Source organism: uncultured Thiodictyon sp., assembly GCF_903946935.1.
In the GTDB taxonomy this organism is placed as follows: domain Bacteria; phylum Pseudomonadota; class Gammaproteobacteria; order Chromatiales; family Chromatiaceae; genus Thiodictyon.
The window spans coordinates 1-22,285 of sequence record NZ_CAJAXH010000041.1 but is presented as its reverse complement, the minus strand read 5'-3'; the positions used below and the strand labels follow the sequence as shown (position 1 = coordinate 22,285).

The window sequence follows — 22,285 nt, the reverse complement described above, 5'->3', positions numbered from 1 at the left end:
CGAACATAGCATCGCCCGGAGGGGCGTGGCAAGCCCCAGCGGGAGCCGACGGGGCGGGACGGGCGAAATAGCGGCGAAATAGGGGACGTACCACGGATATCTCGGCGGGGAGGCGTGCCTGGCAACGGGTCATGCGCCGCGGAGCGACTCCCTTCCGCGAATTCCGGGGACAGTAGACTCATTTCGCGGGATATGCCGGGGAGCGCGCGTAGGGTGCGGCGAGCGGGAGCGAACCGCACCGATGGCCAGCCCGCCATCGGGGTCCGGGGTCAAGGTCACCGGATATACGAAATTCATCGGGACCTCGCTATAGATCGGTCAGCGTCAGGCCAAGCGGCTTGCGCATCGCATGCAAGGTTCCGGTCTTCACCTCGTCCTGCGGATTATGCACGATGGCGAGCGTCGTCATGGTGACATGACTGCGCTTGCCACAAAAGCTCACCGTTCCAGATTGACCGCTGCCACCCCGGTCTGCACCACCAGCAGATAGACGCGGGAGCGATCGGCGGCGGGGGTGATGTCGTCATTGACGATGCCGAGCCGGTTGTTGATCTCATCGACCATGCCGGGGATGTTGCGCCAACGCTGGGCGGCGATGCACCAGCGGCGCTCCTCGCTCACACCGGTGTCCTGCAGAAAGCGGCAGGCGGGGGCCAGCTTGCTGTTGTCGATGAAATCGATCAGCTCGCGCCGCCGCAATTGGTCCTCATCGGCGGTACGCCGCTCCTGCGCCTGCTCGTCGGCATCCGCATAGCGCTGGCTCAGGCGATCGATGAAGCGCAGCGGATCGAGAAAGGCATCGCAGAAGTGTTCGCTCCAACCGGCGAACGGACGGGGCAGGTCGTCCTGCGGATAGCAGACCCGCTCGATCGGGCGCGGCCGCATCATGGTCTCGACCGTGGCCCCACGGCGCACCCATTGGCGCACCGCCATGGCCGGTTGACTACTGAGCCGCAAGAACTCATTGAGCTGACGCCGCAGCCAGGTCATCTCCCGTCCGCGCTCCGCCAGGCGCTCGTCGAGGCGGGTAAGGGTCTTTTGCACATCATTGGTGAGACTGGAGCGCACATTGTGGCGGACCTGCGCCAAGACCGATTCCCGTAATGGGTCCACCAGGTCGCGGAGATGATCGTGAAAGCGTCCGCGCTGGGCACTGACAAAAAAGCGCTGGGCGCGCGCAATGCGCCCGGTGATCAATGGCTGGACCTGGAGCGCCAGGACCGCCCACAGCCAGATGAACCACCACAGGGTCCAGAACAGCGGCCAATTCAGCGTGCGCAACCCATTCACGAGCGCGTCCACCCAATGCTGGCCCGGCGGGTCGATCTGATAGACGAGCCGGACCGAGGGTTCGGCCAACCCCAGGGCGAACAATAAGGCACACAGCGGCCAAAACCATTGCAGTGCGCGACCCTGGCTGCTCAACCATTCGTCGAGCTGATCGCGATACTGTCGATGCAGCAGGGTCAGGCGGTGCAGCGGGGAATCCAAGGTCTGCCCAGACGGCGCCTGGCGCCGCTGCGACCCGGCGGCAAGCCCCTGGCGGACTTCATCCAATGCGGCACGCACCAGGGTCAGCGAGGCCGGCGCCCGCTCGTCGTGCAGGTCGGCGTCAACCGCCGCCACCAGCCGCTGCTCCAGGTCATTGAGGTGCGACTCCTTGAACGCACTGACCAGCTCCCAGGCAGACCGCTCCAGGGCCTGACGCAGCGCTTGACGCTCACGCGCAAAGACCTCTTGGACCCGCTGGGGCCAATCCGCGGCTTCGCGCTCCGGCACGGCCATCAATGCACTGACCAAGGCCTCGGCACGCGCCTCGAAGAGTGGCTCCAACTGGCCATCGTCTAAGCGCCGCTCCAGCAGCGCTGCGCTCAACGGCGCCAGGGTCTCGCGCACCCGCCGGGCCTCGCGATCCGGGCACGGCCCCCGATCGCCGATCAGCGCATCGAGCCAGCGCAGCCCGAAGGTGGCCGCCGCCTCGCGGCTCAACACCAGGGTGGTCTCCTCCAGCAGCCGGATACCGAAGGTGGCCGCGACCGGTTGAATCAGCGATGGTTGCTGATACAGCGCCTGCTTGCTGGTGCGCAGGCCCTCGAACAACAGCAATTCCAGAAAGAGCTCCGCCTCGTCGAGTCGCACATGGGGCGGCCGGTAACCGACCGCGGTGCGCCCGTCCACCAGATAGCAGCGATCCACGGCCACCTGACGCAGCGCGCGGCGGCGCTCCCAACTCTGCATGGAGTTGCGCAGGGCCGCGCGCAGGGCACGGGCGGTCTCGACCGCCGCCGCCGTGCCGGTCCCCTGCCAGTAGTCCTCGAAGTCAAGGATCAGGATACAGTTGAGATTCTCGGCCCCCTGCACCGCCACCTTGAAGAAGCTCGAATCGGCCAGGGACTCCAGACAGTGCTGGAGCAGGATGTCCAGGTGCGGGATCGCATCCGGCACACCCGGACGCGCCAGACAGATGAGGTCGAGACCCACACCGTCGCTGCGCTCGAAACTGGTCTGGGCGACCAACTCATCGGCAATCCGCCGCACCCGCAGCGCGACCTCATCGGGCGTCGCGCGCACGTTAGCCGCCGGCCCTTGAATCTGGCGATAGAGGTCGGTCAAGAATTGCGGCGCACCGGCGGCGGCAGCGACCGTGCCCTCGCCCGAGCGCTCGAATGGATCGGGCAACGCGAGCAGGGCCAAGTCCTGCAACTGGCGCCGCGCCGAGGCGACACCGCCGCCCTGGGTCTCCTGCCACCGCAGCACGCCGCGCAGGGCCGACTGGTGCAGCAGCCGCTGCAAGGCCTCCAGGCCGTAGGCGCCGAAGCCGATCAGGAGCGTGGGTCTGGACATATTGCTTGACCTGAATTCCGCGAACGGCACGGATTATTCAATCGAGGATTCATGTCCGCAAATGAACGCCAATAAACGATAATTCAGTATCCCCAATTTGCGTTCATTTGCGTTCATTTGCGGACAATCATTTTCCGCATAAATAATTAATACCGCTTCTGCTCGCGCCGCGCCTCCCGCGGGGACTGCGGGTCGGGAGGCAGCTCCTTCAGCCCATGCAGCAATGCGCGCATCACCGGGCCATTGAGATAATCATAGGCTGAGACCTCAAGGCCTTGCACGCGCTTGACGCTGATGTGGTCCAGGTCCGCCGTCAATTGCCCGATCAGCTCCAACCGGCGGATCTGGCGCGCATCGGACGTCATAGCGCCCAATTGCTGCCCGATCTGATCCTCCAGCGAGGCGCGCAGGTGCAGGTCGTCATGGATGGCGCCGATCTTGGCCAGGGCGAGTACAAACTCGGCACCCAAGATGAATGGCTCGGCGCCCGCACGGCGCCAGACAAAGCGATCCGTATCCACGCCCTCGACCGCGACGGCATCGACCCCGATCACCCGCGCGATCAGCCCGGTCGTGAGGGTCTTGAGCGCCCAACCGGCAGATACCTCGGCTCGGCGCGGATTGAGATTCGGCAGGGCGTCCTCCCAATGGCTGTCGGTGTGCAGGCGGAAACCGCGCCGCTCATCCCCCGCGAGCCGCAGATACGAGGGCTCGATCTCGTCGATCAGCGCCGCGAAATAATACAGCGGGATCGGCATCACCACATCATGAACGATGATCAGGCGCGGGTCATGCCATTGGGTGGTCTTGACCTGCCGGCCGCCATCGCTTAAGACATCGATCAGCTCGTCTTTGAAGGCCTCGGCACCCCGCCCACCCGCATCGCTATCGACACCGAGCACGACCAGCCGAGTGCGATTGGTGACCACACCATCATCGAGCGCCGCGGACTCCGCCGCACTCACCCGCGCCATCACCCCCGCCAGTTGCCCGAGCGCCAGGAGCTTGCGCTTACGATAGCCCGCCAGCGCGTCATCGGTCACCGACTCACCCGGCGCCTTGGTGGGCTCCAGCATCAGCCTGGCCTCCAGATTCAACCCGGAGATCACATCGAGCCCCGGCTGGCCCTCACCGCCAAAGATGGCCCCACGCAACCGCTCGCGCCCGAGTTGCGTCAAGGCCCGGCGCAGATCGGCCACGGTCTGATCCACACCCTTGGCGACCACCCGCCCGCCCTCCTGCACCACCGGCTTCAATTGAGTTGAAATGGCCTCGGCGAGCGCCTGACGATCGAAGGTATTGACAAAGCGCCCGTCTTCGATGAAGAGCCGACTCCACACCCGCTGCCAGATGCGGCGACGCGGTTCGTCCAGGGTCTCGAAGACCTCCACCCGCATACTATAGGACGGGACCACGGCGGTCTCGCCGGCCTGCAACCGGGCCGCATCCTTCTCCAGTTCCTTCACCAATCCGTCCATGCGGGTGGCCAGCCGCACATATTGGCGCGACCGGCCTTGCAGGAATTCCAGGAGGCCACGCAATTGCATCAGGCGCACTCGGGCATCCAGATAGCGCAGGGCCGCTGTCTTGGCCTGGGTATAGACCGCCTGCGCCTCTTCCTTGGCATGGATAAAGTCCTGATCGCGATTGAACAGCCGCCGACTGGCCGCCGCCTTGCGCAGGTTTTCATAGGTCAGATCGCGCAGCTCGGCGCGCTTTTTCTGCGACTTGACGATGTCCTTCGACTCGGCCGCCTGCTCATCGTCGCGGGCCTTGGTGAGCCAGTTCTTGCCGCAGATCTCCAGCAGACGCACCACCAGATAACGCTCCTGGATCGGGTCGAGCTTGAGCCCGGCGATCGGCTCCCCCTCGCGGGCGCCAGTCACCAGCCCCAGCGCCTCGCCATCGACCAATTGGTGACCGCGGCGCACCTCCTCCTCGAGCTTGGAGACCATGTCGATATAGGCATTGGCCTGTTCCTTCTGGAAGAACATGGTGCGATCCTTGATCGCGATACGATTGATCAGCACCTCACGCTGTTCGGCCAGTCGCCGCTCGACCTGCTGCACCAGGGTATCGGCATGCACCGCGTCACCCTTCGCCGTGGTGCCGGTGACGGCGCCGGTATCCACCGACTGGACCAGCCGATACCAATAGCCGTCGAACAGTTCCTCAATGGCATCCTGGCGGGCTAGCTCACGCACCGATGCAACGAATGAGTCATTGATGAGCTCCTCGCGGCCCTCGTCCGACATCTGGGCAAAGCGTGGGCTGTTATAGTCAACCGCCAGCTTGGCCAGGGCGCGGGCACGGTCATCGGCCACCTCGGACTCATCCACGCCAAAGGTGATCTGGGCGCGCAGGGCCTGGGCGGCAAAGCGCAGCGCGCAATACTCCAGCAGGTCGGCGCCCGGCAGGACTAGGGCCACCGCGCCGAAGGTGCCGAAATTCTTGGTAAAGCCCTCGCCGACATCGCTCAAGTCGCCGGGGAAGCGGGTCAGTGACTCCAGGTGCTGCTCATAGTTGTCATACTCACCGGCCAGCTCATTGATGACCGGCGTGAAGACCTGCAAAAAGGCGGCATCGGCAATGACCTTCTCCGGGTCGCGGGTGCCGACATGGGGCGGGCGGTCGAGGATGAATGAGACGAAAAAGGGCCGCGTGCTGACACTCAGCCGATCGCGCGATGACTCGTTGCGGACATACTGGAAGGGCTCGGCGGTGCGACCCGACTGCTTGACCTGGGCGTAATCGAGCTTAGTCAGGCTCTCCAGCTCCTTCAGCGCCGCATAGGTATTGGCATGGATATTGGTATGCAGCTCCGGACCTACCTTATCGGTCATCAGGGTCGAGAGCAACAGATTGGCAATCACGCGCGGCTGCCAATTGGCACGCTTGACGATCTCATCCACCAGATAGGCCAGCGACAGGAAGCTGCCGGAGCCGGTGCCACCGGCCAGGGTGCAGAAGAGATAGATATTGAACTTGCCGTGCTTGCGCCAGGTGATGCCCGGGGCCAGGGCCTGGTTGACCAGATCATGCAGACGCTGGCGGATCGCCGGTGAATGAAAAAAGAACCCCAGCCGGGATTCGATGCGGATCTGTCCGGCCCCCGGCTTGACACCCTCCCGCGGGTTATAGGTGGCGGGCAGCCATTGCGCCGCCTGCGGATCGTTAGAGCGGCGCAGATGCTCGACCACCTTCTGTTTGTCGAAGGCCGCGATATTGATCCGGTTGCCCTTGGGGATCGACTTCAACGCATCCTGATCCAGGTCATTGGTATCGATTGATATAAATGCAGTCAGCGGCCGCAGCTGACTCTCCCAATTGGGCAGACTGGCGGCCCGCGCCGCGATCCGATCGACGATCCGGGAACCGACCCCACCCACACCGATGAAAAAGGCCGGGGTAATAGTACCCTGCTCTGCACGATAGTCGCTGTCAGCCATGATTGCACCTGTGAAAAGCAAAGCGGGCGGCGGTTCACCGACAACCGCCGGGCCGCCGTGGTGAGAAAGGGACTTAACGCCTGGCCAACGCCGGGACGCTCAGGCAGCGGCCGGGTCAACCCCCGGCGTCGCACCAGGCAGGCCGAAATTATACACCCCGCCGGATGCCTGCACCCCGGAGGGGACTCGGCACCGGCTGACATCGCACGGCACCGGCCGACGTGCCTTTCTACCACGGGATATTGGGGGCCATGATCTTTGCCAGGGGCCACTCCTACCCCCTAGGAGCGGCCCCCAGGCCGCGACAGGTCGCCCGCAAGGCCCACATGGCCGTCCCGGCGACCAAGGCCGGGCGTTGCAACGCCAACTTCATCGCCGACGAACCCAAGGGGTCCGAGGAACAAGCGGCGCACTGACGGGGGCCTGGACAGTCCGTCCCCTGGCATACGACAGTGCCCCAAGCGATAACGACCCCGCCCGCACCGCGGACGACTCCCCGCCGAGCGGACTGCGCTCCTCGTACGACTGACGGCGTCCGCCAAGCGGGCCGATCCTGGAACCCGAGCGAGCACATCCAGACTTGACCTAAGTGCCGAACCGTGGCGTTATTGGGGCCATGAACGCCAGAAACCTCTTCCAAGGCCGTCAGACCGTCCGCGATCGACGTCCGGACTTTGCTCGGCGATTTCTTGGCAGATGTCAGGAGACTGACCGATGACTGAACGACGCATCCTTCGTATCGCGATATCCACCCCGCAGGCCGCAATGGAGGCGTTCGCGCAAACCTGGGAACGCGTGGAACGTGGCGAAGCGGTCAGCCCAATTGAGTCGATTGGCTTCGAGAGCCTGTCTGAGCTGTTGAGCACCTTTACGCTCAAGCGCTGGGAACTGATTCAGACGGTCAAGCGAAGCGGACCAAAACCCATCGGCGACCTCGCTGAACTCATCGAGAATGACAGTCCCCCTGGCCGCACCGATGTTGGGACTTTGGTCGATCTTGGTATCCTCGAAATCGACGACCGCCAGCGCGTCTTCGTCCCTTGGAATGAGATCGATCTGAGGGCACCGCTAGCCGCTTGAGATTACAGTACTCCAAGAATCAGGTATACCTATGACCGACCGAGGTTCACTGACTCGCACGCCCGCGACCACTTGGTTGATTATACTAGCCCCAATATGCCGCCCAGGTCTCTTCACGCTCAAGCAATGGATCACCTAGCCAAAAATGACCGAAGCTCATCACGACCTCGTTCACATTCCCAATCTCCCGAGTTATACGGAAGTCCGCAGGCTCATCGTCATCTGGACGGGCACGACCAGCCAAGCTGCCGTCCGCGACATGGTCAGCGCCGTATGGGACCATACCGGCACGCCCCAAAATCAGGTCGATTGGAGCAACCCGGACGAATGGATTATTCAACGCCTCCGCGGTGAGTCCGCAGTGTTAGCCAGCCGAATCTGGAAAGAAAGCTGCGAGACCATCAACCCCCGCTACCTTTACGGCGCTTACCGGTTTATCGCCACGTACAAGCTGCTGATGCCTGACAGCACTGGCGCATACCGCCTGACCGACATCGGGCAGGCATTTCTCGACGACGATATTGCCACGGTCCGCAAGATCGACGAGGCCGAAGGCATTCCGAATCTACTATCCATCCTCGCCGCGCATTCGCCGGGTAAACGTGGCGATCTGCTCGAAGACTGGGGTAGTTTCTTGCTGGCCCATTCAACTTATAGGACTCCTTCGACCATCCAGCATACGCTACGTTATCGTATGCTCAACGTTGTCGAACGCGGCTACTCCACTCGTGCAGGTAATACCTACGCCATCACCGAGAAAGGCATCGCCTACGCCGCCGATTCGAGTGGCGCGCCGGAGCAGCAGGCGCATCAACGAGTACTAAGCGCGATCAAGAGCTACAACGACGCTCAGGTCACAGCACTCCGGGAACTGCTCGGTAAGATAAACCCCTACCGCTTCGAGATTCTCATCCGCGACCTCCTCGAAGCGATGGATTACGAGGACGTGGTCGTTACCAAGCAGAGCGGCGATAAGGGTGTCGATGTGATCGCCAATTACCAGTTCGGCATCACTCAGATCAAGGAAGTCGTTCAGGTGAAGCGCCATCAGGGTTCTATCACCCGCCCGGTGCTCGACCAGTTGCGCGGCGCGTTACCTTACCACCAAGCCATCCGCGGCACCATCATCACCATCGGTCGCTTCGCCAAGGGCTGCACCGATGCGGCCTTGTACCCGGGAGCCGCACCCATCACATTGATCGATGGGGATAAGCTCATAGAACTGCTGCTCAAGCATGAAGTCTGCGTCAAGAAGCGACCTCAATCTCTAATCGAAATTGACGACAGCTACTTTGCCAAGGGTGGAGCCGCCACCGACGCCGAACCGGCTCTTGATCCGACAGAGGACACGGGGCCGAGCTAGGCAACAATGCTCAACGCTAAAGGCGCCAAGCCCGAGTAACCCGAAATGGCGAATACAAGGCTTTGCGGTCAAACTGATCTTCCTATCCTTACCGGACTCGGAGACGGCTATGGCTCGCGTTGCGGAGCGGGTAGCTCAGGGCGGGCCTGCCGTCCCAGAATTGACGATTCGCCGTCGCTTTGCTGCGGGCTTGAGGAATTTTTCCCATCCTTACGGGGGACTGGTGGATATGTGGCAGCATTACAACAATGCCAGTGCGCCCCCTGCCCTGATGGCCGAAGGAGGTAATCCATGAAGACCCCGGTTTCCCGACTCAGTGACCCCGACATGCAGGCCGCACCAGTAGCCCTGATGCGGGCCGCCGAGAGGGCGCGTCATCTGGCAGAGCAAACCGGGACTCGGTTCGTGGTCCGCCCGCCCGCCACCTTGATCAACGACGTGCTCGGCTCCACCAGTGCAACCGAGCCTGACACCGAAGGCAGCGCATCATTGACGCCGAGTGGATCGGTTCGGGAGAGTCAATCATGACTGTTGCCGAGTTGACCCACGAGCAGATCAAGACGCTCCCTAAGCCCCAAGCTCGGGAGGTACTGGATTTAATTGGCTATCTAAAGCAAAAGAGCGAGCGGAATGGGAGAATTTGATGGGTGCCTAAGCGGGTTCGCTCGCCGCGGTCTGGGATAATCCGGAAGATATGGTGTGGAATGATCTATAGGGTACCAGGGCGCTCATGAACTTGCGCGATACCGAAATGCTGACCGAGAGAATCGCGGGACCGATACCCCACCGAGCGGGATTTCGCCCCCGATGTCCAGCTGGAATACTGTATTGCAGCCGTAGCCACTCTGACAGAGAAAACATATGAATTTCCCGGAACTAGAGCGAATCACGATCGACCCCAAGGTCATGGGGGGTAAGCCGTGTATCCGAGGCATCAGGATAACGGTCGGGACCGTCACCGGACTACTGGCATCCGGCGAAACGATAGAAAGAGTTTTGGACCTCTATCCCAGCCTGGAACGAGCGGACATTTATGCAGCTCTAGCCTATGCGACCTGGCGTGCTGAAGAATATGACGTGCCGCTTAAGGCATCATGAAGATCATCTTGGACATGAATATCCCCGAGACGTGGGAAGACTTCCTCAATCGGGCCGGTCATGACGCGATTCACTGGAGCAGGATCGGAGACATCCGCGCGGAAGATAGCGACATTATGGTCTGGGCGCGGGACAACGGCTATATGGTATTCACCCACGACTTGGATTTCGGCTCATTGCTTTTTGCGACGAACGCGGCAGCTCCCAGCGTCCTCCAGCTTCGGTTTCAGCATATCCTTCCCGAAGCGATTGGCGCAGCAGTGCTGGAAGCTCTGATCACCGCAGCGGAGATGCTGAAAGCGGGAGCGTTGGTGACGATTGATCCAAGGCGTCATCGCATCCGGATGTTGCCGCTAAGTCGTAACTAATCACGGCCTTGACATCTCCTCGCAGCGACCCGTCGCAGCCTGGGGGCCGCTCCTACGGGCGTAAAGAGTAACCCATCGTTCCCACCGCCACGGTACACCCTGCGCGACCAGCTTCCACTCCAGCGACTCCTTCACAATGAAAAATAGAGTTATCGGCCAATTCGCGACTGCGCTTTTCTGCGCCGTCTTCTGTCGCTTTGTTGATGCGACCTGTCTTGCGGCTGACGACCCCGCCAGCGCCTGCCGATACCCGGCTGGCGACGCTTGGTGCGCCAGGAACGGTGGCGGAAACTTATATGCCTACAAGGATGATTGTGGCGAAGCGCAGACACCGACTGAAACGCAACCGGCGCCGATGAAATCGTGGAAACCCGCTGTCACCTGGGACTGCGATCGAGCGAGAACGTCGGTCGAACGCCTCATCTGTGCCGTCCCCGACGTGCATGCCCAAGATATTAGAATGGGGGCACTCTATTCGCAATTGCTGGCGCGTGGCCTGGCGCCGGAACAGATGCAAAAGGACTGGCTGAGGAAACACCGCGAGGCCTGCGACACGGCGGACTGTCTGCGTGCCGTCTATGCCCAACGAATCAGTCACTTTGAGGCACTCCTGGCGACCGACACCGCCGCGGCTCACCCGCCGCCAAAGGCGACGGCACCAGCAACCAGTCGACTGCCGGAAGCGACCACACCCGCAAACCTGAACATTGATGACACCTCTGCGGCAACCCCAGCGACCGACATGTCGGTCGTCAGTCCGCCGCCATCGTTCCCCGCATCGGCCATACCGCAATTGCCACTACCAGAGGTGCCTACACCAGTCACTACAGACCAGCCGCAGGTGTCGCCAAAGGGCACCGGGAGCCTCTTCTGGGTAGCGTTGCTGGCGGTAGCGATGGCACTGGGCCTATTCACCTGGCGGGGTCGTTCCCGAACCAGCTCCAAACCACCGTTCTATGATCGTCTGCCTGCGGCATTGCGGCACATTGGCAGACACGGCCAACCGAGGGCGCGAATGCAATCGCTTCGCCTGGATGTCGAGACCCACCATCGGCTGATTGAGCTGCGCCGCCCGGGTGAGTCGCTGGCAGAGGTCGTTACGCGCGCGGTCACGGCCCTGGAGGCGACGACAGACCCGCCCTCTACCGATGAGCGATTGGCTACCCTGGAGCGTCGGCTGAAGCGACTCGAGGGCTCCCGATGAGCGACCGCCGCGACGAGCCCGGTTATCATAAATCCGGGAATTGCTCACGCCAAGGCGCCAAGCTCGGCAAGAAATACAATCGGGTAGAACCACGATCCAGATCACCCTCAAGGTGGCTGGCGCAACGCTGATAACGCACTGAAGAGCCTTGGCGAGCTTGGCGCCTTGGCGTGACAACGGCTCTTTCTAGGGTTATCGATCAGCATAGCGGTTTTGTTTTCGCTGAGGATCCAACGGCGCTTCGGGCCGTCGCCGACAGGATGTCGGCGCTCCCAGGCGGATCAGAGGTTACGGAACTCGAAGAACAAGGTCCCCGCGGCATTCTTATACAGCGTCGAGAAGCGTACCCGGGTTTCCTGCTCGGCGTTCAGCGGCTCCCATCGGTTGTCTTCATCCAGGTAGAGTACGGCCGACCCCGGGAGCGCCTGGATGAAGACACCGAGCCGGCTCGCCCGCAGTCGCACCAGGGCATCGCCGGCGGCGCGGCGCAATTGGAAATCGCTGGTGATGTAGATCCGCGCATCGCGGTAAAACCCGCTGCGCCCACCGCGCTGCGAGCGGATATTGAAGGGATAGCCCTCGTCCATATCGGCCTCCGGTGAGAGGATGACCGCCAGGGTGCGCGGAAAGCGTGCGGGGCTCAGGATGCCATAGAGAATGAAGGCACCCAGGAGTACGAGCAGGATGGCGGCGATGACCGGCCACCAACAGCGCAGCCAATAGTCCGGTACGATCTCGACCCGGATGAGCACCGGGGCGAGAAGCCGCTGCCCCTGCTGATCCACCGCCTCCACCACCAATGCCCCGGCCGCATCCGGGTGGACCGCCGCCGGGCAGTTGCCGACCCGCAGACGCACCGGATAGCGCCGGTTGCCCCCGTCCGGTAAACCGAGGGTGAACGCGCGCCCGGACAACGGCTTGAAGCCCTCACCCGCGTCGATCTCCAGCACGGCACCCCAGTGCGAGAAGTCGCTGGAGAGTTGCAAGTCGAACCGGCCGCGCGCCTGGACAAATCCCAGATCGAGCGTCGCCGTCGCCTCAGAGCGGCCGGTGAGGCGCCCATAGTCCAGCACGCCGGGCGGACCAAAGGCGATGGTGCCTTTGACGTCCACCTGCCCTTGAGCGGCCGCGGCGTCCCCTCCCCCCTCGGCGGTGTAGTCGATGACGGCGGTTTCGACCCGATCCGGCGTCCAGTCCCGCCCATAGATGCCATCCCCGGCCGTGCGATCGCCGTCGCGGCCGTCGTCGCGCAGTGTCAGGGTGCGACCATCGGCAAAGCGTGCGCGCACCCGATCCGGCGGGCGCAGCGCGTTGGGCGCACCCATCGCCTTGAGTTGAACCGCCACCGCGATGGTATTGCCGATGAAGGTTGAGGGCGGGGTCTGTACCTCCAGAACCCAGGTGGCAGGCACGACCTGGGTCTCGAACGGCTGCTCATCTTGGACATAGCGGCTCGCCAACTGGACGCGCCACCTCGCGGGCCCGGCCCGCATGAAGCGCACCCGTGCGGTCATGACCCCGTCATCGGCGGTCTGATCGCCCTCCTGGCCGTCGTCGCGAAAGGCGACCTCAGTGCCATCGACCAAGGCCTTCACCACGAGCCCCGGGATCTGCCCGGGTCGCGCGATGCGACTCCCGCTCCGGTCGTCGATCAGCTCCAGGGTCACCGGCGTGTCCTCACCCTGCGCCGCCTTGGGCGGTGCGGCGACCCGCATGCTGACCGAGAAGTCCTGGATCAGGTACCAGCCGGCCTCGCCGGTCAACCCGCTGACGTTAAAGCGCCAGGTGCCGGCCGCCGGACGGCGCAGGCGCAGGATGCGATAGCCGCGGTCGAGGTCGTCGAGCCCGCGGGTCTCCCCCGCGCGATAGTCTGGTTCGACCGCTACGGCGGCCGGATTGCCCGCGGCGGCGTCGATGGCACCCACCGGACCCTCGGCCGCGACCAGCAGGAAGGCCTCGTCGACGAAGGGCGGCACCTCGGCCGTGATCGCCGCGGAGTCGGGCGACAGCCGGCCGGAGTCGGGGGCCTTGGCGCCCAGGAAGCGCTGGTAGATCTCCCCGATCGCCGACAGCAATTCGCTCGGGGTCTGGGCGGCGGTGCGGATATCGTATTCGCTGTGTACCGGGCGTCCCCGCTCGCCGAGGCTAACCACCGCGGTATGGACCCCGGCGGCGCGTAACTCACTCAAGATCTGGGTGCTCTCCGCCCGACAGGTGTCGCGGCCAGCATCGGAGATGACGATGAGCAGCCGCTCTTTGCCCACCGCGGCGTCCAGCGCCGGCTTGACGGTGAGTAGCGGCACGATGAAGTTGGTCGGCCCGCCATAGCGGGCGCGCGCGTCCAGGGCCTGCTTGAAGCCGGCGAGGTCCGCCGCCTGCCGGTCGATACGCCGGCCCGCGTCCGGCGGCCCGTTGCAGTCCGGGCTGGCAGGCATCCAGGCCAGGCTCAGGTCATCGGCCGGGCCGAGCAGGTCGGCCAGGATCTTGATCGCCTGGATCGCCAGACGCGGCCGGTCATTGACCGCGTCCCGCATCGAGGTCGAGGTATCCAGAACCACCGCGACCTGGCGCTGGATACGGGCCGGGGGCTCGGCCCGGACCGGCAACGACAACAGCACGCAGAGCGCGAGCAGTAACCCGCACAGCATTCCACCCCATGGAAGAAAGACATGCTCACGCCAAGGCGCCAAGACGCCAAGAATATTCCGTGTGTTATTGATGGATCGGGATTCGCGCAGCAGCCGATTGGGAGAGTGCATTGATTGCGGTTTCTTTCTTGGCGCCTTGGCGCCTTGGCGTGACCAATGACGGACGCTGGCATAACCAACAGCCGTCTGCAAATGACGTGAGCTCATAGAAATTGGAGCCGCAACCATAGGTCCTCCTCGCCCATGCCCAGCCGATAGGCTTTATGTACTTCAAGCAGATACAGACCGGCGGCGGTCGGCGCAAGGCCGCTCCCGTCGCGTTGATGCACCGTAATGCCACGCGCCGGACGCAGGGCAAAAAGGGCCTCGTCTTCCGGCCGGACCCACCCCAGGAGCGCCCCGGCCCGGTCGACGAGCTGACGTTCCGCCCGGCGCGACAACAGGCGCCGCAGCGGGTGTGCGGGCGCCAGCCGCCGGGCGACGAATTCATCGGGATGGGCCGCGCTCGCAATGCCATAACCCAAGTCACGCGGCAGGGCATAGCGTGGGCGCACCAGCAGCAATGCCGGAATCAGTCCGACCAGCAGCAGGAACGGCAGCAGCGACCACCAGCCAAGGCGTGGGGCCTGGGCCACCAACACCTCGACCTGCAACGGCTTGATCACACCAAAATGATCATAGGGGGGATGATCGAGAATGAGCTTCAATTGAAAGGCGGGCGGTTTGAGCGGGTCGCCATCCGCATAGGGACCCAGGGTCACACAGAGCGCATGCCGGCCGCCCACGCCGTTGCGCCGGACCAACTCGGCAAGCGCGCGTGGCTTGCCCTGCGACCAGGCAAAGCCGGGCGACCCCGACTGAAAACCGATACGCTCGCCATCCAGCGTGAAGCGCGCGCCGCGCAACGCATCGCTCGTGCTGGTCGGCGGCTGCGCGCTGAGGAAGGCCCGCACATTGAAGCCCCCACTGCCCGGCGCCATCTGATTGACTTGGGCGCTTTCGAGCCGGGTCCCGAAGTCCTCCGTGAGGTCGAATGACGCACAGGCACTCGCCTGACGCCCAAGCGCCCCGCTGTCCGGACTCTTCATCTTGATGGCCGGCGGCTGCGGCGACAGGCCGAGCCGCGGATAGACCAGGACCTCGAATGGGTCATCGCCCCCCCTCGAGGCGACCGTCCGACCCGCCAGGTCGACCTTGACGGTGAGGTGCGCCGTATAGGCAGCGGCCACGTCGTCGGGCAACTGGTTCTTGGTGAATTGAGTCTGTGTCCAATAGCGCCGCCCACCCGCGGCCAGGTCATCCCAATGGTGGGCATCGGCAATACCGACGCCGTCGGCATCATTGATATTCCAAGCAGGGCCGTCGGGCCGCGGCTGTTTGAGCCAATAGCGCAAGGTCAATTTCGGCGGTAGGCCCTGGGTGCCGGCAGCCGTACTGACGAGGAAGTCGAGTTGGCAGGTCCGGTCCGCCATCGTCACCAGGGACCCCGGCGCAAAGCACGAGGGTATCGCGGTCGACGGCCCCCCGGCACCCGGCCCTTGATGCTCCCGCAGCTCAACCCGCAGGTTGGTCGGGCGCAGGACGAACACCGACACGTCGGACCCATCGGCGACCCGCAATGGATAGTCCCCGGGCGCGGGCTTTAATTCCCAGCGCAATGAATAGCTCCCGCCCGGCTCGCGCGCCTCCAGCAGCAGTTGCGGATTCACACTGCCGCCGGGGGGCGGTGACAATGTCTGCTTGGGCGGCAGCGGGGTCGAGCGCCCGACCGGGTCCAGCCGCAGGGCGACGATGGCCGCCTCGCTCGGCCCCACGTCGCGATGCAGATTCAAGGCGACCGCGCCGCTGCCGATCCGGTCTTTGCGGTCATCGGGCAGGTGCAGATAGCCAAAGCGCTGCGAGAACAACTTGATCATGGTCGCGGGGAGCTCCTCCCCGGTCCGCACGATGAAGACATCGGGAAAGACGCGCTGGGTATAGACGCCGGAGCGGACATTCGCCGCATCGGCTTGCTGGATGCCGGCAAAGAATGACTCGCCGCGCGCGGTCGCATCGGGGCCGAACAGGATCGCATAGAGTCGTGTCTGCTTGGCCGCGAGCTCCGGCAAGAGTCGCGTCTCGATATAGGCCTGATCGGCCCCGGGATTGACCGACAGGCCATCCGTAATCAGGACAATGGTGCGGGTCATCGCCGCACTGTCGGTACTCGACAATGGCGGCAGGTCAGCCAGGGCCTGGGCGATGCTCGGTGAATAATAGGTATTCATCGCGTCGAATGGCAATTGAGTCGCGCTCAATGCGGCGATGAACTGCGCGCGCGTCGCCATCCCGGTGGCCCGTCGGGGCGTCGCCGTATTGAGCGGCGGCGCCTCACCGAGCCATTTCTGTCGATCGAACGGGATGACCGCAAAGCTGTCGGGGTGCTCGGCCTTGTTGGGGTCGGGTTTGAGCAGGTCGTGCAACAGCAGCGTGGAGAGGATCGCCAGGCGCCCCGGGTCGTTCGGCGGGTCCTGCCAACCGCAGGCGGCACCGCACATGGACTTGGAGGTGTCCAGGACGACCCGCACGTGATCCCCGGTGGAGCCCAGGTCCAGCGCGCCCGCCAGGACATTGGCCGCGCCCAGCAGGAGGGCACCGCTGAGTGCGAGACGACGAAACACGGCGGACCACGGCGAATCGGTGGTGAGATCCGTGGCGATTCGCCCCAACCGGGATGTCGGGACCCAGGCCGGGGACGTTAAGGCGCCGACCGATGGCCAAGTGGACGCGGCCATAGAGTGTGTACCAAGGTTGCGGGCGGGATTTGGTTCAGCGGGCCGGGGCGGGCAGTCCCCGCGCGTCTGCGGTGTTGCCTGACATAGCTTAGTCTATATTCCTTACCTTTCCTCGCTGCCTTCGCGTTAGGATGGGCGGGGGAATGGCGGCGGACCCGCGACGCCTGGCGTTCGCTCCCGCGCCGCCGGCGTTCAGCCTCCGGCGCCGGATCGCCCACGCCCGGGGGTGAGAATCAAACAGTCATCCGCTGCCCCGCCGGTTCGGCCCGGCCGGGTCCGCGGGCATCGCACAGCACAGGAGATCTCAAGGTCATGGCGCAGCTGTTTCGCATCAGCGGTTTCCGGCCCTTTATCGGGATGATGTTTCTCAATGCGTTCGTGGACTTGGGCCACAAGATCGTCATTCAGAACACCGTCTTCAAGACCTACGACGGCGACGCCCAGATACTCTTCACCGCCATCGTCAATGCGCTGATTCTGCTCCCTTTTGTGTTGCTGTTCTCGCCTTCGGGCTTTCTCGCCGACCGCTTCCCCAAACCGCTGGTGATGCGGGTTTCCGCCTGGGCGGCGGTGGCCATCACGCTGGGGATCACCGCCTGTTATTACCTCGGACTGTTCTGGCCGGCCTTCGCGATGACCTTCCTGCTGGCCCTCCAGGCGGCCATCTACTCGCCAGCCAAGTACGGCTATATCAAGGAGTTAGTGGGTAACGAAGCCCTGGCGGCAGCCAACGGCTGGGTCCAAGCGACTACCACCACCGCCATCCTGGCCGGGATCTTCTTCTTCTCGGTGCTGTTCGAGGGCCACCTGAGCGGCGCGCTCTACAGCAGCCCCGGCGAGGTCATGCACCTGATCGCCCCGGTGGGTTGGGTCCTGGTGCTCGCCTCGCTGATCGAGGTAGGGCTCGCCTACCGCCTGCCGCTGACTGAGCCGGAACAGACGATCGCCTTCGACTGGGCGGAGTATGGCCGCGGGGGCTACCTGCGCACCAACCTCAAGGCGGCCTGGGACAACCGGGTGATCTGGCTCTCCATCATCGGGCTCGCGGTCTTTTGGTCCATCTCCCAGGTGATCCTGGCGGTCTTTCCCGCCTATGCCAAGGAGACGCTGGGGGAAACCGACACGGTGGTGATCCAGGGCCTGCTGGCCTGCTCCGGGATCGGCATCATCCTGGGCTCAGTCATCGCCGGGCGGGTCTCGCGCGACCACATCGAAACCGCCCTGATCCCGGTGGGGGCCATCGGCATCGCCGCCGCCCTGTTCCTGCTCCCGGAGCTGCACTCGACCTGGGCCCACGGGGTCAACTTCCTGCTGCTCGGCGTGCTGGCCGGGTTCTTCCTGGTGCCGCTCAATGCACTGATCCAATTCAACGCCGGGGAGGCCGGCCTGGGGCGCGTCCTGGCCGCCAGCAATTTCATCCAGAACATCTGGATGCTGGCCTTCCTGGGGCTGACGGTGGCCGCCGCCTACGCCCAGGTGAGCGGCTTGGCACTGATGGTCGCGCTTGCCGCGGTCGCCCTGGTCGGGGCGGCCTATACACTCTACCAATTGCCCCAGTCGCTGGTGCGCTTCCTCGTCCTGCGCATCGTTGCGACCCGCTACCGGCTCAAGGTCATCGGACTCGATCTCCTGCCGGCCCAGGGCGGGGTGATGCTGCTCGGCAACCACATCAGTTGGGTGGACTGGGCCATGGTCCAGATGGCCTGCCCGCGCCCGGTGCGCTTCGTCATGGAGCGCGAGATCTACGAGCGCTGGTATCTCAAGCGGTTCTTGGACTTCTTCGGGGCCGTGCCGATCTCGCGCGGCAGCAGCCGCCAGGCCATCGGCATCGTCGCCCGACTGCTCGAACAGGGCGAGGTCGTCTGCATCTTCCCGGAGGGGACCATCAGCAAGAACGGTCAACTCTCCGAGTTCAAGCGCGGCTACGAACTCTCAGCGCGCCAGGTCGCGGCGCAGAGCGGGGCAACGATCGTCCCCTTCTACCTGCGCGGCCTCTGGGGCAGCCGCTTCTCCTACGCCAGCAGCAAACTCAAGGAAAATCGCGGGGCGGGGCCGGTGCGCGACGTCGTGGTCGCCTTCGGGGCGGCCTTGCCCCTGGAGTCGGGCGCGGAGCAGGTCAAGCAGGCGGTCTTCGAGCTGTCGGTGAGCTCCTGGGAGGACTATGTGGCGGGGCTGCCGACCCTGCCGGTGGCCTGGCTGCACACGGCCAAGCGCACCCCGGGGGCGGTGTCGGTGATCGAGTCGGCCGGGACCGCACTCACCAACCGGCGGCTCATCACCGCCGTCCTGCTCTTCACCTCGCGCATCCGACGCCTGGCCCCGGAACCCGCCCTGGGCATCCTGCTGCCGGCCAGCGGGGCCTGCGCCATCGCCAATTTGGCCGGACTCATGGCCGGCAAGCAGGTGGTGAACCTCAACTACACCGCCAGCCCGGAGGCCGTCCGTGCCGCCATCGCCGCCGCCGGCATCCGTCATGTCATCACGGCGGAGCGCTTCCTGAAACGACTCAGCGGGCGCGGCATCGATCTCAGCGCCGCTTTCGGCGCGGTCACCCTGCACCCTATGGAGGAGCTGCGCGCCGGCATGGGCCGCGCCGAGTCGCTCGGGACGCTGGCGCTGGCGACGGCGCTGCCGGCGCGCGCTCTGCTCGCCCTGTTCGGGCAGCATACCCGCCCCACCGACACCGCCGCCATCCTCTTCTCCAGCGGCAGCGAGGGGACACCCAAGGGCGTGGAGCTCACCCATCGCAATATCATGGCCAACCTGCGCCAGATCTCGGACATGCTCAACACGGAAAGCCGCGATATCATCATGGCCAACCTGCCGCCCTTCCATGCCTTCGGGCTCACCGTGACCACCTTCCTGCCGCTGGTGGAGGGCATCCCCATCGTCTGCCACCCGGACCCCACGGATGCCTTCGGCACCGCCAAGGCCATTGCCCGGCACCGCGCCACCGTGCTGTGCAGCACCTCCACCTTCCTGCGGCTCTACACCAAGAACCGCAAGGTCCACCCGCTCATGCTGGAGTCGCTGCGGATCGTGGTGGCCGGGGCCGAGCGGCTGGCCCCGGACGTGCGCGAGGCCTTCGTGCTCAAGTTCCAGCGCCCGATCTTCGAGGGCTATGGGGCGACCGAGACCACGCCGGTGGCGAGTGTCAACGTACCGGACACCCTGGACCTGGACAATTGGAAGATCCAGACCGGTTCGCGCCCCGGCACCGTCGGCATGCCCCTGCCCGGCACCAGTTTCCGCGTCGTGGACCCGGTCTCGCTCGCCACCCTGTCGCCCGGCACCGACGGACTGATCCTGATCGGCGGGGTACAGGTCATGAAGGGCTACCTCAAATCCCCGGACCAAACTGCGGCGGCCGTCACCGAACTGGACGGCCGACGCTGGTATCGTACCGGGGACAAGGGCCACCTGGACCCTGACGGGTTCCTGACCATCGTCGACCGCTACTCGCGCTTTGCCAAGGTCGGCGGTGAGATGATCAGCCTGGGCGCGGTGGAGGAGCAGGTGCGCCGCGCACTGGCCCAGCCGGAACTGGAACTGGCCGCGGTCAGCCTGCCGGACGAGAAGAAGGGCGAGCGGATCCTGCTCCTGGTGGCTGCGGACCTGGACTGGGAGGCCCTGCGCCGCGCCTTGCTCGCGGCCGGCGTGAATCCCTTGAGTATCCCCGCGGAAATGCGCCGCGTGGATGCCATCCCCAAGCTCGGCAGTGGCAAGACCGATTTCAGCGGGGTCCGGCGCCTGGCCCTGGCGGCCTAGCAGGGCGCCGCGCCACGCTCGATACCACTGATAGTCCACCAATAGACACCAATGAATCTCACGCAACGCAACGAAAAACGGATCTTTTGCAGACTCGGCGCAAGACTGGCGCCGTCCCCGCGGCGGGCGGGCCGGCTATGAAGCGACCAGTCGCCGCCGGCCTCGCTCGGCCGGAACCGTCAAAGACACATCCACTGGTGCGGGCACTCGCTCCCGTGGCCTTTGTCCTCGTGGGTTTTCTGAGCGTGATCGGGGCCACGGTCTATTTCGATGGTTTGATCGATCAACTCGAGCAACCGATCGCGGACGGCTGGACCCGACTCCAGGGTGTGGAACAGGTGGCCCAAGACCTGATCCGCATCGAGGCGTCCGTCTATCAGATGGCCAGTACCCGTGGGGGGCTCGCCCAGTCCCGGCTTGGCCGCGGCTTGCATACCCTGATCGGCAACACCCAGGCGCGGCTCGAGACGCTGGCGGCCGGGGGGGCGACCGCGACCCGCAACCCGCAGCAGCCACGACCGCCCCGGGGCATAGGGAATCGCACCTCTCAACTCTATGTGTACCCCCTGGAGGTCGGGGGGCTGGCGCCGGCGCTCGCCGCGGTCAACGACCAGGTCGGGGTCCTCGCGCGGCTCTTGGGCGAGCGCGACGCCGCCCGGGCCCGCCGGGACGCGTTGGCGGAGACGCAAGCCAACGACGCGGTGCAGTCGTTTTTGGGCGACCTGCCGCCCGTCTTCTACCGCCTGAGCGAGCAGGGCAACCGGCTGCTCGAGGACGCCCGGCAGCGCTTCGCCGACCTGCAAGAACAAATCAAGGCCCAGCGACGCCAACTACGCGGGAGCGGGGCACTGCTGGTGGCCGCGCTGGTGTTGCTGGTATTGGCCCTGACCTTCGGCTATGCCGCGCGCCTGGAAGGCGAGAACCGGCAGCGGCGCCTGGCGCAAGACGCCGTGGCGCGGGCCCGCGATGCCGCGGAGGCCGCCAACCGCGGCAAGTCGATCTTCCTGGCCAACATGAGCCACGAGATCCGCACCCCGATGAATGCCGTGATCGGCATGACATCCCTGGTGCTCGACAGTGACCTGGCACCCAAACAGCGCCAAGATGTAAAGACCATCCTCAACTCGGCCAACGCCTTACTCGAACTCTTGAACGACATACTCGACTTCTCCCGGATCGAGGCCCAGCAGGTCCAGTTGGAGCAGCAGTCATTCGATCTCGTGGAGGTGGTCGAGGAGGTGGTACGGACCTTCGCCGACACCAGTCGGCGCAGCGCAGTGGCACTGTATTACCGCATCGACCCCAACTTCCCGCGCGCCGCCGTCGGGGATGCGCGACGCCTGCGCCAGATCCTGGTCAACCTGCTGGGCAATGCATTCAAGTTCACTACCCAGGGCCAGGTACGCATCGACGCCGGGCTCGCGGAGGAGCACGCCGGCCTGGTCACGCTCCGCTTCCAGGTCTCCGACACCGGTGCGGGCATCCCCCGCAACCGCCAGGCCGGCATCTTCTCCCGCTTCACCCAGGCCGACGAGTCCATCTATCGCAAGGGCCTTGATCATCGTTCCGGCCACCCCCGGTTACGCCGCCACCAGCAGGAGCGCGGACGACTTGGGCGGACGGGGCCGTCGGCGCGCTGGTGACGGAGGCAACGGCATGCGCTGGAGCACCTGCGCGAACAGCGTTTCG

General features: G+C 64.6%; 13 protein-coding genes. 9 read left to right on the top strand and 4 right to left on the bottom strand.

The annotated features are described in order from the left end of the window. Window positions 1-438: 438 nt before the first annotated feature. Both QZX93_RS04540 and QZX93_RS04535 read right to left on the bottom strand, forming a co-directional pair. Window positions 439-2,844 carry a hypothetical protein gene (locus QZX93_RS04540; RefSeq protein ID WP_295392401.1) on the bottom strand — a complete coding sequence of 802 codons (2,406 nt, stop codon included), beginning with the start codon at window positions 2,842-2,844 and terminating at the stop codon, window positions 439-441. Between the two features lie 146 nt (window positions 2,845-2,990). Next, window positions 2,991-6,293, bottom strand: coding sequence for a tubulin-like doman-containing protein (locus QZX93_RS04535; protein ID WP_295392399.1), 3,303 nt, complete (start codon window positions 6,291-6,293; stop codon window positions 2,991-2,993). A 251-nt stretch (window positions 6,294-6,544) separates the two neighbouring features. Here QZX93_RS04535 and QZX93_RS04530 point away from each other — a divergent pair, with 251 nt between their 5' ends. The 7 genes from QZX93_RS04530 (at window position 6,545) to QZX93_RS04500 (ending at window position 11,406) form a co-directional block, all read left to right on the top strand. After that, window positions 6,545-6,709 (top strand): hypothetical protein, encoded by a 165-nt coding sequence (locus QZX93_RS04530; RefSeq protein ID WP_295392397.1) that lies wholly within the window; start codon window positions 6,545-6,547, stop codon window positions 6,707-6,709. Between the two features lie 298 nt (window positions 6,710-7,007). Further along, window positions 7,008-7,373: a hypothetical protein gene (locus QZX93_RS04525; RefSeq protein ID WP_295392395.1), complete on the top strand. Its 366-nt coding sequence runs from the start codon at window positions 7,008-7,010 to the stop codon at window positions 7,371-7,373. A gap of 145 nt (window positions 7,374-7,518) precedes the next feature. Continuing rightward, window positions 7,519-8,736 (top strand): restriction endonuclease, encoded by a 1,218-nt coding sequence (locus QZX93_RS04520; protein ID WP_295392393.1) that lies wholly within the window; start codon window positions 7,519-7,521, stop codon window positions 8,734-8,736. 291 nt (window positions 8,737-9,027) lie between these two features. Beyond that, window positions 9,028-9,264: a hypothetical protein gene (locus QZX93_RS04515; protein WP_295392391.1), complete on the top strand. Its 237-nt coding sequence runs from the start codon at window positions 9,028-9,030 to the stop codon at window positions 9,262-9,264. A gap of 333 nt (window positions 9,265-9,597) precedes the next feature. Then, window positions 9,598-9,834 carry a DUF433 domain-containing protein gene (locus QZX93_RS04510; RefSeq protein WP_295392390.1) on the top strand — a complete coding sequence of 79 codons (237 nt, stop codon included), beginning with the start codon at window positions 9,598-9,600 and terminating at the stop codon, window positions 9,832-9,834. Then, the gene (locus QZX93_RS04505) at window positions 9,831-10,202 is read left to right on the top strand and encodes a DUF5615 family PIN-like protein (protein ID WP_295392387.1); all 372 of its coding nucleotides are present in this window, start codon (window positions 9,831-9,833) and stop codon (window positions 10,200-10,202) included. The genes QZX93_RS04510 and QZX93_RS04505 overlap by 4 nt, the downstream gene beginning before the upstream one ends. 1,015 nt (window positions 10,203-11,217) lie before the next feature. Further along, window positions 11,218-11,406, top strand: a complete 189-nt coding sequence (locus tag QZX93_RS04500; RefSeq protein ID WP_295392386.1) for a hypothetical protein — start codon at window positions 11,218-11,220, stop codon at window positions 11,404-11,406. A gap of 281 nt (window positions 11,407-11,687) precedes the next feature. Here QZX93_RS04500 and QZX93_RS04495 read toward each other — a convergent pair whose 3' ends face one another. Together QZX93_RS04495 and QZX93_RS04490 are read right to left on the bottom strand one after the other, a co-directional pair. Then, window positions 11,688-14,165: a vWA domain-containing protein gene (locus tag QZX93_RS04495; RefSeq protein WP_295392384.1), complete on the bottom strand. Its 2,478-nt coding sequence runs from the start codon at window positions 14,163-14,165 to the stop codon at window positions 11,688-11,690. Between the two features lie 92 nt (window positions 14,166-14,257). After that, window positions 14,258-16,714, bottom strand: coding sequence for a hypothetical protein (locus QZX93_RS04490; RefSeq protein WP_295392383.1), 2,457 nt, complete (start codon window positions 16,712-16,714; stop codon window positions 14,258-14,260). Between the two features lie 426 nt (window positions 16,715-17,140). On the opposite strand from QZX93_RS04490, the gene QZX93_RS04485 reads away from it, so the two are divergent. Next, window positions 17,141-20,596: an acyl-[ACP]--phospholipid O-acyltransferase gene (locus tag QZX93_RS04485; protein ID WP_295392382.1), complete on the top strand. Its 3,456-nt coding sequence runs from the start codon at window positions 17,141-17,143 to the stop codon at window positions 20,594-20,596. 137 nt (window positions 20,597-20,733) lie between these two features. After that, entirely contained in the window at window positions 20,734-22,239 is a 1,506-nt protein-coding gene (locus tag QZX93_RS04480; RefSeq protein ID WP_295392381.1) for a histidine kinase dimerization/phospho-acceptor domain-containing protein, read from the top strand. Window positions 22,240-22,285 lie beyond the last annotated feature (46 nt).

Excerpts from the sequence above, each read along its gene's own strand:
- QZX93_RS04540 (WP_295392401.1), bottom strand. The coding sequence starts at position 2,844 with ATGTCCAGACCCACGCTCCTGATCGGCTTCGGCGCCTACGGCCTGGAG.
- QZX93_RS04535 (WP_295392399.1), bottom strand. The coding sequence starts at position 6,293 with ATGGCTGACAGCGACTATCGTGCAGAGCAGGGTACTATTACCCCGGCC.
- QZX93_RS04530 (WP_295392397.1), top strand. The coding sequence starts at position 6,545 with ATGATCTTTGCCAGGGGCCACTCCTACCCCCTAGGAGCGGCCCCCAGG.
- QZX93_RS04525 (WP_295392395.1), top strand. The coding sequence starts at position 7,008 with ATGACTGAACGACGCATCCTTCGTATCGCGATATCCACCCCGCAGGCC.
- QZX93_RS04520 (WP_295392393.1), top strand. The coding sequence starts at position 7,519 with ATGACCGAAGCTCATCACGACCTCGTTCACATTCCCAATCTCCCGAGT.
- QZX93_RS04515 (WP_295392391.1), top strand. The coding sequence starts at position 9,028 with ATGAAGACCCCGGTTTCCCGACTCAGTGACCCCGACATGCAGGCCGCA.
- QZX93_RS04510 (WP_295392390.1), top strand. The coding sequence starts at position 9,598 with ATGAATTTCCCGGAACTAGAGCGAATCACGATCGACCCCAAGGTCATG.
- QZX93_RS04505 (WP_295392387.1), top strand. The coding sequence starts at position 9,831 with ATGAAGATCATCTTGGACATGAATATCCCCGAGACGTGGGAAGACTTC.
- QZX93_RS04500 (WP_295392386.1), top strand. The coding sequence starts at position 11,218 with ATGCAATCGCTTCGCCTGGATGTCGAGACCCACCATCGGCTGATTGAG.
- QZX93_RS04495 (WP_295392384.1), bottom strand. The coding sequence starts at position 14,165 with ATGCACTCTCCCAATCGGCTGCTGCGCGAATCCCGATCCATCAATAAC.
- QZX93_RS04485 (WP_295392382.1), top strand. The coding sequence starts at position 17,141 with ATGGCGCAGCTGTTTCGCATCAGCGGTTTCCGGCCCTTTATCGGGATG.
- QZX93_RS04480 (WP_295392381.1), top strand. The coding sequence starts at position 20,734 with ATGAAGCGACCAGTCGCCGCCGGCCTCGCTCGGCCGGAACCGTCAAAG.